At 53.5% G+C, this 15879-nt stretch carries 14 protein-coding genes; 9 read left to right on the forward strand and 5 right to left on the reverse strand.

What is annotated here, in order from left to right; all coding sequences use genetic code 11:
• The first annotated feature begins 67 nt into the window (after nt 1–67).
• From OU789_RS01545 to OU789_RS01570, 6 genes are all read left to right on the forward strand, one after another.
• Nucleotides 68–805, forward strand: a complete 738-nt coding sequence (locus OU789_RS01545; protein ID WP_394358510.1) for an IclR family transcriptional regulator — start codon at nt 68–70, stop codon at nt 803–805.
• Nucleotides 806–822: 17 nt separating this feature from the next.
• A complete protein-coding gene (locus OU789_RS01550; RefSeq protein WP_274652680.1) occupies nt 823–1878 on the forward strand; it encodes an ABC transporter ATP-binding protein in 1056 nt (351 codons plus the stop codon).
• A 199-nt stretch (nt 1879–2077) separates the two neighbouring features.
• A complete protein-coding gene (gene xylB / locus OU789_RS01555) occupies nt 2078–3532 on the forward strand; it encodes a xylulokinase (protein ID WP_274652682.1) in 1455 nt (484 codons plus the stop codon).
• A complete protein-coding gene (gene xylA, locus OU789_RS01560; protein ID WP_274652684.1) occupies nt 3529–4839 on the forward strand; it encodes a xylose isomerase in 1311 nt (436 codons plus the stop codon). Before xylB ends, xylA begins: the two co-directional genes overlap by 4 nt.
• 30 nt (nt 4840–4869) lie before the next feature.
• On the forward strand, nt 4870–5874 hold the full coding sequence (locus tag OU789_RS01565; RefSeq protein WP_274652686.1) for an aldose epimerase family protein: 1005 nt from the start codon (nt 4870–4872) through the stop codon (nt 5872–5874).
• Complete coding sequence (locus tag OU789_RS01570; RefSeq protein WP_274652688.1) at nt 5871–7184, forward strand: cytochrome-c peroxidase; 1314 nt, start codon at nt 5871–5873, stop codon at nt 7182–7184. Before OU789_RS01565 ends, OU789_RS01570 begins: the two co-directional genes overlap by 4 nt.
• A gap of 13 nt (nt 7185–7197) precedes the next feature.
• On the opposite strand, the gene OU789_RS01575 is transcribed toward OU789_RS01570, so the two are convergent.
• On the reverse strand, nt 7198–8712 hold the full coding sequence (locus OU789_RS01575; protein WP_274652690.1) for a CRTAC1 family protein: 1515 nt from the start codon (nt 8710–8712) through the stop codon (nt 7198–7200).
• Nucleotides 8702–9925 carry an ROK family transcriptional regulator gene (locus OU789_RS01580; protein ID WP_274652692.1) on the reverse strand — a complete coding sequence of 408 codons (1224 nt, stop codon included), beginning with the start codon at nt 9923–9925 and terminating at the stop codon, nt 8702–8704. Before OU789_RS01580 ends, OU789_RS01575 begins: the two co-directional genes overlap by 11 nt.
• 266 nt (nt 9926–10191) lie before the next feature.
• Between OU789_RS01580 and xylF the strand changes: the two genes are divergently transcribed.
• The 3 genes from xylF (at nt 10192) to OU789_RS01595 (ending at nt 13370) form a co-directional block, all read left to right on the forward strand.
• Nucleotides 10192–11178 (forward strand): D-xylose ABC transporter substrate-binding protein, encoded by a 987-nt coding sequence (xylF, locus tag OU789_RS01585; protein WP_394358509.1) that lies wholly within the window; start codon nt 10192–10194, stop codon nt 11176–11178.
• 147 nt (nt 11179–11325) lie between these two features.
• The gene (locus OU789_RS01590) at nt 11326–12591 is read left to right on the forward strand and encodes a sugar ABC transporter permease (RefSeq protein WP_263954241.1); all 1266 of its coding nucleotides are present in this window, start codon (nt 11326–11328) and stop codon (nt 12589–12591) included.
• Nucleotides 12592–12605: 14 nt separating this feature from the next.
• Nucleotides 12606–13370, forward strand: a complete 765-nt coding sequence (locus tag OU789_RS01595) for an ATP-binding cassette domain-containing protein (protein WP_274652695.1) — start codon at nt 12606–12608, stop codon at nt 13368–13370.
• Nucleotides 13371–13407: 37 nt separating this feature from the next.
• On the opposite strand, the gene OU789_RS01600 is transcribed toward OU789_RS01595, so the two are convergent.
• The 3 genes from OU789_RS01600 to OU789_RS01610 are packed head-to-tail and all read right to left on the reverse strand — an operon-like array spanning nt 13408 to nt 15847.
• Entirely contained in the window at nt 13408–13707 is a 300-nt protein-coding gene (locus OU789_RS01600; protein WP_274652697.1) for a putative quinol monooxygenase, read from the reverse strand.
• Nucleotides 13708–13715: 8 nt separating this feature from the next.
• Entirely contained in the window at nt 13716–14744 is a 1029-nt protein-coding gene (locus tag OU789_RS01605; protein WP_274652699.1) for a Gfo/Idh/MocA family protein, read from the reverse strand.
• Nucleotides 14744–15847, reverse strand: a complete 1104-nt coding sequence (locus OU789_RS01610) for an isocitrate/isopropylmalate dehydrogenase family protein (protein ID WP_274652701.1) — start codon at nt 15845–15847, stop codon at nt 14744–14746. Before OU789_RS01610 ends, OU789_RS01605 begins: the two co-directional genes overlap by 1 nt.
• Nucleotides 15848–15879 lie beyond the last annotated feature (32 nt).

Raw genomic sequence — 15879 nt, forward strand, 5'->3', positions numbered from 1 at the left:
GAAATACGGCTTGAAAAGCTCGAATAGCGGAGATGGTACCGTAGGAAAGGCGCTTGAAGTGCTTGATATGGTTGCGTCGTTCGAGCGGCCAATTCGATTCTCCGAGCTTCTTGAGGCGAGCCCTTATCCAAAGGCGACTCTCTACCGACTCGTTCAAACGCTCACCAATCAACGCATGCTGTCTTACGATCCTGAAAGCCAGTATTACCGCCTTGGCATTCGGCTGGTGAAATTGGCGCATGTCGCTTGGGCGAGCAGTTCTATCGCGCCTGTTGTTCGGCCGCATATCGACGCTCTGTCGCGTGATCTTGGCGAGGTGGTTCACCTTGCGCAGCTCGATAACGCGCAGGTGCTGTACATCGACAAAAGAAATGCCGGCGAGACCATTCCGATGTATTCTCAAGCTGGAAAGGTCGGGCCCGCCTATTGTACGGGCGTCGGAAAAACGATGATGGCTTTCCTGCCGAAGGATGAGCTTGATGAGATCGTTTCACAACAATCATTTCATCGGTTCACGCCAAAAACCTTGGCCGATGCAGAAAGCCTCAAAGCGGAACTTCAAGCGATCAGAGATCGTGGATATGGTTTTGACGACGAGGAACACGAACCGGAAATCATCTGTGTTGCTCTGCCGCTCCTGTCGAGTAGCGGGCGCGTTCTCGGGGGGATTTCCGTGACAAGTACAACAAACAAGACCGATCTCAACGGTCTGGCAAGCTTCGTTCCTCGCATGCGAGAAGCGGCCCGTGACATTCAGGAAGAGGTCCAAAATTGGCGTTTCCCTGATCAAACATTCACCAAATAACGATTGGAATAGCGCATATGTCAGGTGTAACTCTCAAGAATGTAATCAAGAAATATGGTGATGTCCAAGTCGTCCATGGCGTTGATTTGACGGTTGATGATGGTGAGTTTTGCGTGTTTGTGGGGCCGTCTGGCTGCGGTAAGTCCACACTTTTGCGGATGGTTGCTGGCCTTGAAGAAACGACTGGTGGCAATATTGAAATTGGCACGCGAGATGTAACCCATGTTGATCCTGCGGATCGTGGCGTTGCGATGGTCTTTCAGACATATGCGCTCTATCCGCATATGACGGTCGAGGAAAATATGGGCTTTGGTCTGAAAATGACGGGCCACAACAAATCCGAGATCAAGGAGAAGGTCAGCGAAGCGTCCAAAATCCTCAAGCTGGATGATTATCTGGGCCGTAAGCCAAAGGCGCTCTCTGGCGGTCAGCGGCAGCGGGTTGCAATTGGGCGTGCAATCGTTCGTGGGCCCGAAGTCTTCTTGTTTGACGAGCCGCTCTCCAACCTTGACGCTGAACTGCGTGTTGAGATGCGGGTCGAGATTGCGCGGCTTCACAAAGAGATCGGCGCAACCATGATCTATGTGACACACGATCAGGTCGAGGCGATGACGCTTGCCGACAAGATCGTTGTGTTGCGCGATGGGCGGATCGAGCAGGTGGGTGCGCCGCTCGAACTATACCGTGACCCTGACAATAAATTCGTTGCGGGTTTCATTGGCAGTCCTGCCATGAACTTTGTCGACGGAACTGTGGCCTCGGGCAAGGTTAACGCAGCGGGACTGGGCCTCACGCTTGAGGCCGATGTCAAATTGCTAGCGAGCGGCGAGGTGATTGTTGGCGTGCGTCCGAACCATCTTGAGATTGATAAGGACGCTGCAACCCACACTGTTGACATTACCGAGTCGCTTGGCGGTATTTCCTATGTTTACCTGACCGCGGACAACGGCGAGCGGTTGATCGTAGAAGCGCGCGAAGACGAGCCGGTTCGCGCGGGTGCGAAGGTTGGCGTTAAAATCTCTGATGGTACGCCGATGTTCTTTGACAAATCGTCAGAAGCGCGCATTCGCTAAGAAACGCGAAATTTTCTAAATAGGGCTGGCACTTGCCGGCCCTTTTTTGTTGCGCTCATTGAGGGAATGCGCCGGATTGGTAAGATTTTTGTGCCAGTTTCCTCTTGCCGCCGTTGACAAGACCGAACTTCCCGTGAATATATTTTAATCGCTAAATTAAAACTGAGTCGCGATTGGCTCAGTCTCTGGGAGGGGTAATATGTATCTTGGGCTGGACCTCGGAACATCGGGGCTTCGCACTGTTCTTGCTGATGCTTCAGGGCAAATCTTGGCCTCTGAAGAGGCGCATTATGATGTGTCTCATTTGCATTCAGGTTGGAGCGAGCAAGACCCGCAGGAATGGATCACTGCCTGCGAAAAGACCATTACCGCATTGCGGAAGTCTCACCCAAAAGAACTTGCTGCGCTAAAAGGGATCGGTATCTCTGGCCATATGCACGGTGCAACGCTTGTTGACGCCAGCGGCGAAGTCTTGCGGCCTTGCATGCTCTGGAACGACACGCGTAGCGCGAAAGAGGCGGCTGAATTTGACGCAACCAAAGGGTTCCGCGAAATTTCTGGCAACATTGTGTTTCCAGGATTTACAGCGCCAAAAGTTGCTTGGGTCGCCAACAATGAGCCTGAAGTATTTGCCAAAATTCACAAGGTTCTTCTGCCGAAAGATTACCTCCGCTATTGGCTAACGGGCGAGTATTTTGGCGATATGTCAGATGCGGCCGGAACAAGTTGGTTTGACGTTGGTGCGCGCGATTGGTCGGACGAGTTGCTGGCGAAATCAGGAATGCGTCGCGACCAGATGCCCGACCTCGTTGAAGGAAGCGCGCCCGCAGGAATGTTGCGCGCGGCTTTGGCTAGCGATTGGGGAATAGAGGGACCGGTTGTTTGCGTTGGGGGCGGTGGTGATAACGCTGTTGCGGCCTGTGGCGTCGGGTGTTTCTCTGAAGGGGACGGTTTTGTCTCTCTCGGAACGTCTGGAGTGCTCTTGGCGGCGAAAGAGAGTTTCTCGCCTAAGCCCGAAAGCGCCGTTCACACATTCTGTCATGCCATTCCCGACACTTGGTATCAGATGGGTGTTATCCTTGCGGCGACCGATTGCATGAACTGGCTCGCAAAAACACTCGGCTCAAAACCGGCGGAACTTTCCGCACAGCTTGGAGACACGATCTCAGGCCCGGGTTCGATCCAGTTCTTGCCTTATCTATCAGGCGAACGCACGCCTCATAACGACAGCACAATTCGTGCGTCCTTCATTGGCCTGAGTGTTGGCACAACCCATGCCGACCTGACGCAAGCCGTTATGGAGGGGGTGGCCTTCGCACTGCGCGACAATCTTGAGGCGCTTAAATCAACCGGAACCGATCTAAAGCGCGTTCTGGCTATCGGCGGCGGCAGCGCGAGCGCTTATTGGGTCGAGATGTTGGCGACCGTTTTGGATATGCCAATCGATCTGCCCGAAGCGGGCGATTTCGGCGCGGCCCTCGGAGCGGCGCGGCTTGCCATTGTCGGAGACACCGGCGCAGCCCCAAAAGATATAATGACCGGCCCGAACGTGGCCAAAACCGTAAATCCGCGCAAAGAGCTTTCGGCGGCCTATAACGAGGCCTACGAAACCTATCGCGCACTCTATCCAGCAATAAAGGCGATCACAAAATGAGCACCGGATTTTTCCCCGTAGACAAGATCAAATACGAAGGCCCAGACAGCACAAACCCGCTGGCTTTCCGTCACTATAACCCTGACGAGATCGTTTTGGGCAAACGTATGGAAGACCACTTGCGTTTTGCTGCGGCCTATTGGCACTCCTTTGCGTGGGAAGGCGGAGACCCCTTCGGTGGCCGAACATTTGACCGCCCGTGGTACCCACAAGACAACATGGACCTCGCCAAGAAGAAGGTCGACATTGCGTTTGAAATGTTCACAGCACTCGGCGTGCCGTACTACTGTTTCCACGACGCCGACGTTCGCCCAGAAGGGAAGAACTTTGCCGAGAACACTGCGAACCTCAACGCAATCGTTGATCTCTTCGAGCAAAAACAAGCCGAAACTGGCGTTAAACTTCTTTGGGGTACGGCGAACCTCTTTAGCCAAGCGCGCTTTATGTCTGGTGCGTCCACGAACCCTGATCCTGATGTGTTTGCCTATTCTGCGGCAACTATCAAAACCTGTATGGATGCAACGATGCGTCTGGGTGGTGAGAACTATGTGCTTTGGGGCGGTCGTGAGGGCTATGAAACGCTGCTGAACACCGACTTGCGCAAGGAAGACGAGCAAATGGGCCGGATGCTCAATATGGTTGTCGAATACAAGCACAAGATCGGCTTTAAGGGCGAAATCCTTGTAGAGCCTAAGCCACAGGAACCTAGCAAGCACCAGTATGATTACGATACTGCGACGTGTTATGGCTTCCTTAAGCGCCACGGACTTGAGAACGAAGTAAAGCTCAACCTTGAGCAAGGCCACGCAATCCTCGCCGGCCACAGCTTTGAACATGAGATCGCAACTGCTGCAGCACTCGGAATCCTTGGGTCCATCGATATGAACCGGAACGATTATCAATCCGGTTGGGATACAGACCAATTCCCGAACAATGTTCCTGAAGTTGCGCTCGCCTATTACCACATCCTCAAAGATGGCGGCCTAAAGACAGGTGGAACGAACTTTGACGCGAAGATCCGTCGTCAGTCGGTCGATCCTGCGGACCTGTTGCACGGTCACATCGGCGGAATGGATATCTGTGCACGCGGACTCAAAGCGGCGGCAGCGATGATCGAAGACGGAACGCTCGATAAAGAGCTTGCCGATCGCTATGCGGGCTGGGAAAGCGACCAAGCGCAAAAGATGCTCAAGGGCGACTATACGCTTGAAGATATTCAGAAATACGTTGAAGCTGAGGATGTAAATCCGGAACCGCGTTCTGGAAAACAAGAGTATCTGGAGAATGTTGTTAACCGCTTCGTTTAGGTTGCAACACAGCCTATAGGAAAGCGTTACATGGCTTTGCTTAAAACAGTTGCTCGCACTTCTGATGGTGCGAGCATTGACGAGGTGACATTGGAAAGCAATGTCGCCTCGGTCTCGTTTCTTACGGCGGGTGCTGCGACACGGGATTGGCGCGTCAGTCACATTGGTCGCGAAATTCCCGTTGTTCTGTCTTATGACGATCCCGCGGTTTATCTTGAAAACCCGTCCTATTTCGGCGCAATCGCGGGGCGCGTGGCAAATCGTACCGCAGGTGGCCGTTTCACTCTGGATGGCAAGAGCTACCAATGCACACAGAACGAAGGCGAGAACATGCTCCATGGCGGAGCGTTGGGCCTCGCCCGTAGGCTTTGGGCTGTTGAGCTTGATACTGCGAACAACGCTGCGCGGTTTACTTACCACTCCGCAGATGGCGAAGAAGGGTTCCCTGGCGCAGTTGATTTTACAGTTACGGTTTCACTGAATGGTGCCGCGCTTACCTACGAGATGGAAGCGCGATCCGATCAGGTGACGCCGATTAACATGGCGCAGCACAACTACTATAACCTGATGGGGGAAGGTACGATTTGGGATCATAAGCTGCACCTCGCGGCCAATCGATATACCCCTGTTGATGATGCCCTGATCCCAACGGGCGAAATTCTTGGCGTTGCAAATTCGCGATTTGATTTTCGACAGCCAACATTGATCAAAGATGCAGATTCCGAAAAGCTCGGGATTGATCATAACTTTGTACTGGAAGACAGCTCCCCCGCCGCCGTCCTAAACGCGCCAAACGGTCTTTCGCTCACGCTTGAAACAGAACAGCCGGGGCTTCAGGTTTACACTGGTGCCTATCTGGACAATAGCGTTGCTGGGTTAAATGGCAGGGAGCATGTGAAGCATGGTGGCATCTGCCTTGAGCCGCAAACCTTTCCAAATGCGCTGAACCAAGCAGGCTTCGAAGCAAGGTTTGCTACGCCGGATGAGCCTTACAAACAGAAGCTTACCGTTACAATCGACGAGGGTCGCGAATGAGATTGGCAGGGATGCTTGCAATTACCATCGGAGTACCGGCGCTCGCCGGCCCGCTCCCAGATGCGAATGCAGTGTTCCCAGAGGTTTCATTTGAAAGCGCAGAGCTCGGGCAGCTTCTGTTCTATGACCCGATTTTGAGCGGTAACAAGAATATTTCTTGTGGAACCTGTCACCACCCAACTCTCGGCACGTCTGATGGGGTGTCGCTAGGGATTGGAGAGGGCGGGTTTGGTCTTGGGTTGCATCGGATGTTTGACCCAGAAAACCCGCCGGAAGAAAGAATTCCGCGCAATGCGCCAGCATTGTGGAATTTGGGCGCTACCGAATTTACGCGGATGTTCCATGACGGGCGTGTAGAGCTCGATCCAGCGGAGCCAAACGGCGTGCGCACTCCGCTTGGCGAAGAGATGTTGGCTGGCGCCAAAAATATACTAGCGGTTCAAGCCATGTTCCCTGTGCTATCAGGCGATGAAATGGCAGGTCACTACTCCGAGAGCGATATTTCCAAAGCTGCAAGGCTTGGGCAAAACAGTCAGGAAGGCGGAGTTTGGGATATCATCGCAACGCGCGTTGCGAGCATTCCAGAATATCGGGAGCGCTTTGACGCGATAATCGGGGCGGATCAACCGATAGGCTATGTTGATATCGCGAATGCCCTTGCAGATTTTATTGCGTTTGAGTGGCGCTCGGATGACAGCCCGTTTGACCGGCACATCAAAGGCGAAGCCAGCCTTAGTGGCGGAGCACTGCGCGGCATGGAACTTTTTTATGGCAAGGCGGAATGCGACAGTTGCCATAGCGGCCAGTTCCAAACAGACCATGATTTTCATGCCATTGCGATGCCCCAGATCGGCCCTGGCAAATCTGCACCCTTTGAAAGCCACTTTCGCGATACAGGCCGAATGCTTGTGACCGGAGCGGAAGCGGATGCTTATGCCTTCCGTACACCGAGCCTTCGCAACGTTACAGTGACTGCGCCTTATGGCCATTCGGGTGCGTATGCTGACCTGCGCGATGTGGTGGAGCACCATCTTGATCCGGTCGCATCTCTTCGGGCCTATTCCACAGATCGCGCAGCTCTACCTGAGTTCGCTGAGGCAGAGGATTGGCATATTGTCGAGAATGAAGCGGAAGTGAATGCCATTGCCGATGCGAATTCACTCGCACCAAATTCCGGCCTCAGCGATGCTGAAGTGGATGACATTCTTGCCTTTTTAGCAGCGCTCAAGGACGATAATGACGGACGAGGGCGCCTCGGCGTGCCGGAGTCTGTTCCGAGTGGGTTGCCGCTCGATGCGGTTACGCAGTGATCGTGCGTGGGGCTTAGGTGTCGTTCCGAACGGTGATCTTTTGACCAGCCTTAAATGACTGCCAAGCACCTTCTGTTCCGTCCGGCCAAATCACGCGCAGTTCTCCATCAGTATGATCGCCAAGACCAAAGTGCTGCGCTCCCAAACTGCCGCCTGCATGGCCGCCCCCGATGGTAACTTCTCGGGTTTGAATTCCAGACTGGGTTTTGACCTCAATAACACTGCCGATCGCGTCAGTGTTGGTGCTGTTCTGCGATAGCTGCACCGCAAGCCAATTTCCGGTTTCTGTTGAAGTATTTTGATATACTTCTAGTGGCGCTTTGCGGTTGTTCACAGCGAGATCCAAAAGCCCATCATTGTTTAAATCAGCAAGCACCGCACCGCGGCTCCGCACAAGCGAAGCAATGCCAGCAACATCACCGAACTCGGTAAAGTTCCCATCCTCACCTTGAATGAGCAGGTTGTTTGGGTCTTTCATCGCTGCGCCGGGCATGCGCTCGACATTGCCTTTCGCGATGAAGATGTCGTCTCTGCCGTTGTTCTGGATATCACCGAACGCAACATGCCAACCAGTTGAGGGGCGTCCGTCACCGCCGGTATAGGGGCGATGCGCTGTCGTTCCACGCTCGAACGTGTAGTCGGTAAATCGTGGCGCAGTTCGGTCGATAGGAGACTGGATTTTTTGGTCACCCATCGAAGTGAGCGCGATTTCGGCAAGCCCATCCCCAGTCAGGTCACGGCTTGCGATGCCCATGCCCCAAATCGAGAAGGATTCCCAACCATCTACCTGCGTGTACAGACGGGGTGTTTCCTCCATCGCCCACATCTGCTCTTCGCCGCCCTTCACATAGTAGTGTCGGTCATTTGACACCCGCAGATCAGCGCGCCCGTTGCGCCCCCAATCGGAAAAGAGCATCGACAGCGTACAATATCCCGGCGATAGTTCGAACGGGGTGGCGTAACTTTTGCCATTTGGGCGGTAGAGCGTGTTGACGTCGCAGGTCTCAAAAGGACCGTTCGGATCTTCTCGGTCGACATAGTTGCCAAAGGCGAGAGTTGGCAATGAGTTGTTGGCTTCCCACGTTGCTGAAAATGATGTTGTCCAATGGCTGTTACTTGAGAATTCGAGCGTGTCGAACGGGCGAAACGCGCAATTGCCTTCGCCTTTCAGCAACATATTTTCACCGACCCTCAAGATGGCAAGATCGGTAATGCCATCGCTGTCGATATCGATTGGGTAAGCGCCAGTCATGCCTTGAATTGCCAGTGCCTCTGGCGTTTCTTTGCGGAAGTCCAACGCCGTTTTGGTACTTGTGTTCACAAACAGCGCAGCGGGAGCCTCGCCACCGGCGGCGTAAAGTTCGGGCAGGTCATCACCGTTGCAGTCAAACGAAGCAAGCCCGCCGCCGACATAGAACTCCCAGCCGCCAATGTACTCATGCGCCTCAATTGAGATCGGTTCGAAGCTTGGGTTTGCGAAAATCGGTGTGGCAAGGAGTGTGGTTAGGAGGGCCGTGCTAAACCGCATTGTGGGTAATCTCTCGTATGGCAAGTTCTGTCACACCTTCCATCGCAAAGGCGGCGGCCCCTTTGGCCCACATCAAATCGCCCCATTTGTGGATTTTGACCTGCGGGAGTGGGGCGTCAATCTGAACGACTGATTTCTTCATCGTTTCAATTACATCGTCGGCATAGAGGTAATCGAACTGCATCCGTTCACCAGAGAGGATGATAAGCTCTGGGTCGAAAATGTTGACGATATTGGCAAGCCCCATAGCAAACATGGTACCTGCGCGATGAAAAATGGATTGGGCGAGAGAGTCACCGGATTTCGCGTCTGTGAAGAGTTGGGCGAGGCGGTTTTCTGAGAGCTCTTCGTTCCCACCGGAGCCCATGATCTCGGCTTCGCGCATGAGCGCATAGTCGGCGACATAGGCTTCAAGGCACCCGCGTTGCCCGCATCGGCAAAGTGCGCCATTCAAGTGAACCTTTGTGTGCCCGAACTCGGCGCCGCAGCCTCGCGTACCGCGGTAAATTTGGCCGTCGATCACGATGCCCATACCGACGCCGTGTTCAATGGTGACGACGATGAAGTCGCTGTATGACTTGCCCATGCCAAAAAGCTGCTCGGCTTTGGCGACAAGGTTTGCGTCGTTGTCGATGAATACCGGAAGAGGGATATCGGCCTCGATCAGATCACGTAGCGGCACGTTTCTTTCGGTCATGGAGGGCGACCAATATACAAAGCCACGCGGTGCATCGATGATACCTGCAACGCCAAGGCCAAGGCCCGAGAGTTTTTCTATTGAAAGCTCGGTGTCCTCCAAAGTGTCTTCAAGAGCCGTGCGAATGAAGTTGACCATCTCAGGGCCCGAAAGCTGGCTGCTCGGTAGAGGAATTTCGGACTCCGCAATGGTCTGCCCCTCAAAATTCATAAGGGCAACAGTAGCAGAGGTGTTGGCGACTTTTATGCCAGCAACAAAGTGAGAATCCCCACGGATTTTGAGCGCAACCCTTGGGCGGCCTCGTTTTGTGTCGCGCTGCTCGGATGCCGCAACCTCTTCGATTAAGCCCGCGTTGAGGAGTTCGCTTGTGATGGATGTTACCGTTGCTGGGCTAAAGCCCGTCTGCGAAGCAATGTCGATTCGGGCGATCTGTTCAGCCTTACGAATCGCGCTAATCACCTGCTGACGCCCTGATTCGCGCTGGTCGGATGACGATGAAATTTTGTCGTTCTTCACCAAGAAATCATTCCTCCCCAAATGCTTGCTCGCAGAAGAATCCATTGCCTGGATATCTCGAGCATATTGTATTCAAACCAGTTTTTTCTTGGTTTTTCAATCATTTTCAATTTCGTGAGAAGAGGTGCGCGGATTTAATTAGACCTCTGAATTTAATGGTGCTATCAATTTTGGGCACACCCCGATTCCAAACTGTATTATGGGGTGCGTACGATCTTGAAAGGGAGGATCAAATGAAAAAAGTAACTGGTTTCGCTGCGGTCGCTATGGCTGCTGTTCTGGGAACAACTGCTCTTGCTGACGGTGTTGTCGTTGGTGTGAGCTGGTCGAACTTCCAGGAAGAACGCTGGAAAACTGACGAGGCTGCTATTGTTGCAGCTCTGGATGCCGCTGGCGCATCTTACATCTCCGCTGACGCACAATCTTCTTCTGCCAAGCAGCTTTCTGACATTGAATCTCTGATTGCTCAGGGTGCAAATGCGCTGATCGTTCTGGCACAAGACACATCTGCTGTTGGCCCTGCTGTTCAGGCTGCTGCTGACGAAGGCATTCCTGTAATTGCTTATGACCGTCTGATCGAAGACGAGCGTGCATTCTACCTGACATTCGACAACGTTGAAGTTGGCCGTATGCAGGCACGTGCTGTTTTGGCTGCACAGCCAAAAGGCAACTACGTGATGATCAAAGGCTCGCCAACTGATCCAAACGCAGACTTCCTGCGCGGCGGTCAGCAAGAAGTGCTTCAAGCTGCAATCGACGCGGGTGACATCACCATCGTTGACGAAGCTTACACTGACGGCTGGGTTCCTGCGAACGCACAGCGCAACATGGAGCAAATCCTGACAGCCAACGACAACAATGTTGATGCTGTTGTTGCGTCCAACGACGGTACTGCTGGTGGTGTTGTTGCTGCTCTTACTGCTCAGGGTATGGAAGGTATTCCAGTATCCGGCCAAGACGGCGATCACGCTGCTCTGAACCGCGTTGCGATCGGCACACAAACCGTTTCGGTTTGGAAAGACGCTCGTGAGCTTGGTAAAGCCGCTGGTGAGATTGCTGTTGCCCTCGCGGAAGATCCAAACGCGACAATCGACGGTGCTGCTGAGTGGACATCGCCTTCTGGTACAACGCTGATGGCGAAGTTCCTTGAGCCGGTTCCTGTAACTGCAGACAACCTCAACGTTGTTCTCGACGCGGGCTGGATTTCGAAAGAAGCGCTTTGCGCCGGTTCGACACTCGACGTCTGTAAGTAAACCAAACAACGAGCCCTCAGCCTTGAGCTGGGGGCTCTGCTCCTTACAATTTTCCAAAAAACGTGATTTCTGGTACTGCGTCCTCGAGAAAGAGAGGAACGTATCAAAACGCGTATCTAAGCTTTGCCGCTTGGGAGAGGGCAACACATGAAAGATTCAGCTAAAAAATTCGTGTCCAATGTGGGCATTGATCCAAGGCTGCTCGGGATGATCGGCGCACTTGTCGTTCTTTGGGTGGTTTTTGATCTCTGGACCGGTGGGCGCTTTCTGACGCCGCGCAACCTGTTCAATATATCGGTACAGACTTCATCCGTTGCGATTATGGCAACCGGAATGGTGTTTGTGATTGTGACGCGGCACATTGATCTGTCGGTCGGTTCGCTATTGGGCTTTATCGGCATGAGTGTTGCGGCGCTTCAGGTGCATGTCTTGCCGGATATCGTCGGGCTCGGGCATTGGTCGATCTGGATCATCGCTTCAGTTGCGGCGGTTCTGATGGGGCTTGTTATCGGCGCCGCGCAGGGGTGGGTGATTGGTTATCTGACCGTTCCGGCCTTTATCGTTACGCTTGGCGGGCTTTTGATCTATCGCGGTGCTATGTGGTGGGTCACAGAGGGGCAAACTGTTTCTCCACTTGATCCGAACTTCAAGCTACTTGGAGGCGGTGCAGAGGGAACACTCGGTGAAACGCTGAGTTGGGCCTTCGGTTTGTTTGCGTCTTTTGCTGCTGTTGTCCTGATCATTCTGTCTCGTCGCCGTAAAGCGAACCACGGTTTTGTTGTGAAGCCTGTTTGGGCAGAGGGTGTTCTTATCGCTTTGGCTGTAGGGTTGATTATGGGCTTCGTTTGGACGCTCAATTCCTATCCAATCGCCAAAGGCGCGCGCGCACGTGTTGCAGAGGCGCGGGGGCTTGAGCTTACCGATACATTGTCTCTGAACCATGGTGTGGCAATTCCAGTTGTGATCCTGCTCTTGGTGACCGTTGCCATGACGATTGTGTCTAAGCGCACGCGTTTTGGCCGCTATATCTATGCAACAGGTGGCAACCCAGAAGCCGCAGAGCTTTCAGGCATTAATACGCGTATGCTGACGGTCAAGGTATTTGCGCTCATGGGCGCGCTTACAGGTATCTCTGCTGTTGTCGCCTCGGCGCGGCTTGGTTCGGTTGACGTTGGTCTCGGAACGCTCGACGAGCTTCGCGTGATTGCGGCTGCTGTTATTGGTGGAACCGCACTCGCTGGGGGCTTTGGCACGATCTATGGCGCTGTGATTGGTGCTGCGATCATGCAAACTTTGCAATCTGGTATGGCCTCTGTTGGCGTTGACGCACCGTTGCAAAACATGGTCGTGGGCTTCGTGCTGGTTGTCGCGGTTTGGATCGACATCGTTTATCGCCGTAAAGTCGGCGTTTAAGGGAGGATATGAGAATGACTACGAAAACCCCTCTCGTCGAGATGAAGAACATTTCGATCGCCTTTGGCGGTGTGAAGGCTGTGGATGACGTGTCGGTTGATCTGCACGAAGGTGAAGTTGTGGGCCTTCTGGGTCACAACGGTGCGGGTAAATCCACGCTGATCAAAATCCTCTCCGGCGCGTATCACGCAAACGCGGGCGAGATTTATATCAGCGGCGAAAAGGCGCATATCACAAACCCACGTGACGCGCGGAACTACAACATTGAGACGATCTACCAGACACTTGCTTTGGCGGATAATCTCGATGCTGCGTCAAACCTGTTCCTTGGTCGCGAAATTGTAACCAACGTTGGTACGGTTGATGATGACGCGATGGAAGCGGAAACGCGGAAGATCATGGGCCGTCTGAACCCGAACTTTGAAAAGTTCAGCAGCCCTGTTTCAGCGCTATCCGGCGGCCAGCGCCAATCTGTTGCGATTGCACGTGCGGTATACTTCAACGCCAAAATCCTGATCATGGACGAACCAACAGCCGCGCTTGGGCCGCACGAAACCCAGATGGTTTCGGAGCTCATTCAGCAGCTCAAGTCTGAAGGGATTGGTATCTTCCTCATCAGCCACGACATTCACGATGTTATGGACCTCTGCGACCGCGCTTCTGTTATGAAGAACGGTAAGCTTGTTGGCACTGTGAATGTTGATGAGGTTACGGATGATGATTTGCTCGGGATGATTATTCTCGGCAAGCATCCGCATGAAAATAAAGAAGACGCATAAGCGATTTTTCTTTAGGGCCTAAACGAACGGCGGTGCGCTATTTGCGTGCCGCCGTTACGTTTTCAAAACTCTCGACCCTCTTGTCTATGACCATTCCCTCGATGTCGGAGCAAAATGACTTGAAATGCGCGCTTTCAAGGTGCTCATCAAACGCGGCGGCGCTGTCGTAAATTTCATAGAGGAAGAATTTGGCAGTGTCGCTCGGGTCTGTGCAGACATCAAAAAGTTGGCATCCCGCTTCCATCTCTACGGATGCTTTCGCGTTTGCGTTGATGTGCGCGTGGAAAGCCTCGGCCTTAGATGGCTCAATGATGAATGTGACGCAAACGGCGAACATAGCTGCTCCTAAAGTGTTTGTTTGGTTGCGGTTTCGGCGGAAATGTAAGCTGCATCGGTCACGCGAATTACGGATAGATACTCGGCCGCGGTGTTCTCAAATTTCGTTGTACCGTTCAGAGCAGCAACAACATGGCGGTTCAGCGTTTCGACACAGCCACCGCCGAACCGTGTATCGTCGATAGGCTCAGAAACGGGAAGTTCGCTCCAGTTCAGCTCTCCGAACTTGCGCATTGTGATCTTGCCAAACCCATCAAGACGCAAAGTGCCGTTCTCGGCTTCGATCTCCATTTCGCCCATCGTATGGCGGGTGTTCTCTGCGGCGTGATCTAGAAGCCTGTTGCCGTCGAGCATTGTGCGGGTGCCCGTCGTGTGCTGCATCAGCATCACGCCCGAGTCTTCCCCCGCCAACACAGGGTTTAGCTTCTCAATATCTGCATAGACGCTTTGAATGTCACCGAAGAGGAATTGGAACAGATCGACAAAGTGAACGCCGGTTTCATGTATCAACAAACGTTCCATAGCTCGGAAAGCCGGTTGCCGCGACAAGTAGGCATCTTCGCCACGTCCATCACCGGGCCGAAGCGCGAAACGGGCTTGATAAACATGACCGAGCTTTCCGCTTTCGAGCACCGATTTGATCTCCCGATACCACGGCTGAAAGCGAAAGTTCTCGTGAATAATGAGCGTGCAGCCGCGTTCTTTCGCAAGTGCTGCAACGGCTTCAGCTTCTTTGAGGGACGTACAGAAAGGCTTCTGGCAGATTATAACCCGACCATCGCTGGCAAAGGTTTCAATCAGTGCTTTGTGCGCTGGCGGCGGTGCAACAATGTCGACGATATCAAGTTGTTCGCAGGCAATGTCTTCGACGGATCGAAAAGCTTTGGTTCTGTATTCGGCCGCGATTCCCTGCGTGCGCACTTCGTCGAGGTCAAATACGCCGCAAAGTTCGGTATCTGCAATGTCCCGCCAAGCATCCAGGTGGAATTGGCTGAAATAACCCAGACCAATAACCGCAACCTTGTACGGCGCCGCCATTAGGAGACCTCTTCGAGCAGCTCAATTACGGTTTGGGTTACGGCTTTGGTGCCCATATCGCCACCGAACTCCATCGGCCGGAGCGCGTTGCGTTCAAAACCAAGGTCAACCGCCTTGTCGATGAGCGCTCCTGCATTTTCATAACCGCCTGCGCCTGCTTTTTCGCCGATGTAGTCAAGCATCAAACCGCCGGACAGGATAGCTGCAAGCGGGTTGGCTTTGTCTTGGCCCATGATATCCGGTGCGCTTCCGTGGGCGGGCTGGAATAGGCCGATGGTGTCACCGATTTCGCCACAGGCCGCCATGCCCATCCCGCCGACAAGGCCGCCGCAGAGATCAGACAGGATGTCGCCAAACATGTTTTCCATAACCATGACATCAAACTCCCAAGGCTTGCGCACAAGGTCAAGCGCCATGGCGTCCACATAATTGTAAGACGTTTCGACGGTTGGATGCGCGGCTTTCACCTCGTCAAAGATTTGGCGAAAGAAGGCTTGGCTGGTGAATACGTTGGCTTTGTCCACACAGGTAAGGCGACCGGATTTTCCGCGCTCCTTGCGTTTTTCGGCCAATTGGAACGCAAACTCGTGGAGTTTTTCCGTTGTGGCGCGCGAAATGCGCATGATGTCGCGAACTTCAACATTGGGCACGATTTCTGCGCGATTGTGGACAGCGGCGGTGTAGAATAGCCCTTCGGTACTTTCGCGAAGGATTATCATGTCGATACCTTCGGCCCGAGGATCAGCAAGGCGCTGCGGTGCGTTGGGGTAAGCCTTGACGGGGCGAATGCCTGCATAAAGTTGATACCGGTCGCGCAAGCGCAGATGCGGAGAGATTTCTGTACCATCTTTATGACGAATAGCAGGAAGGCCAATCGCGCCGAGGAAAATGGCATCCGCTTCGCCAGCGCGCTCTTCGCCGTCCGGTTCGATATCCATGCCAGTCTCGGCATAGTATCCCGCTCCGGCTTTGATCTCTTGAATGTTCGGTGCCACGGCTCCAGAGTGTTTCAGCGCAGCCGTTGTTACCGCAAGTGCGGCCTCTGCAACGTCAATACCGATTCCGTCACCCTTTATGAGTGAAATCTTGGGCGTCCGTGTCATGTTTCACCTTGTTTAAGCCTTTGCTCTTATCA

Source organism: Halocynthiibacter sp. C4 (assembly GCF_028823805.1).
Taxonomy (GTDB): Bacteria; Pseudomonadota; Alphaproteobacteria; order Rhodobacterales; family Rhodobacteraceae; genus Falsihalocynthiibacter; species Falsihalocynthiibacter halioticoli.

Excerpts from the sequence above, each read along its gene's own strand:
- xylA (WP_274652684.1), top strand. The coding sequence starts at position 3,529 with ATGAGCACCGGATTTTTCCCCGTAGACAAGATCAAATACGAAGGCCCA.
- OU789_RS01565 (WP_274652686.1), top strand. The coding sequence starts at position 4,870 with ATGGCTTTGCTTAAAACAGTTGCTCGCACTTCTGATGGTGCGAGCATT.
- xylB (WP_274652682.1), top strand. The coding sequence starts at position 2,078 with ATGTATCTTGGGCTGGACCTCGGAACATCGGGGCTTCGCACTGTTCTT.
- OU789_RS01590 (WP_263954241.1), top strand. The coding sequence starts at position 11,326 with ATGAAAGATTCAGCTAAAAAATTCGTGTCCAATGTGGGCATTGATCCA.
- OU789_RS01610 (WP_274652701.1), bottom strand. The coding sequence starts at position 15,847 with ATGACACGGACGCCCAAGATTTCACTCATAAAGGGTGACGGAATCGGT.
- OU789_RS01575 (WP_274652690.1), bottom strand. The coding sequence starts at position 8,712 with ATGCGGTTTAGCACGGCCCTCCTAACCACACTCCTTGCCACACCGATT.
- OU789_RS01570 (WP_274652688.1), top strand. The coding sequence starts at position 5,871 with ATGAGATTGGCAGGGATGCTTGCAATTACCATCGGAGTACCGGCGCTC.
- OU789_RS01595 (WP_274652695.1), top strand. The coding sequence starts at position 12,606 with ATGACTACGAAAACCCCTCTCGTCGAGATGAAGAACATTTCGATCGCC.
- xylF (WP_394358509.1), top strand. The coding sequence starts at position 10,192 with ATGGCTGCTGTTCTGGGAACAACTGCTCTTGCTGACGGTGTTGTCGTT.
- OU789_RS01605 (WP_274652699.1), bottom strand. The coding sequence starts at position 14,744 with ATGGCGGCGCCGTACAAGGTTGCGGTTATTGGTCTGGGTTATTTCAGC.
- OU789_RS01600 (WP_274652697.1), bottom strand. The coding sequence starts at position 13,707 with ATGTTCGCCGTTTGCGTCACATTCATCATTGAGCCATCTAAGGCCGAG.
- OU789_RS01550 (WP_274652680.1), top strand. The coding sequence starts at position 823 with ATGTCAGGTGTAACTCTCAAGAATGTAATCAAGAAATATGGTGATGTC.
- OU789_RS01545 (WP_394358510.1), top strand. The coding sequence starts at position 68 with ATGGTTGCGTCGTTCGAGCGGCCAATTCGATTCTCCGAGCTTCTTGAG.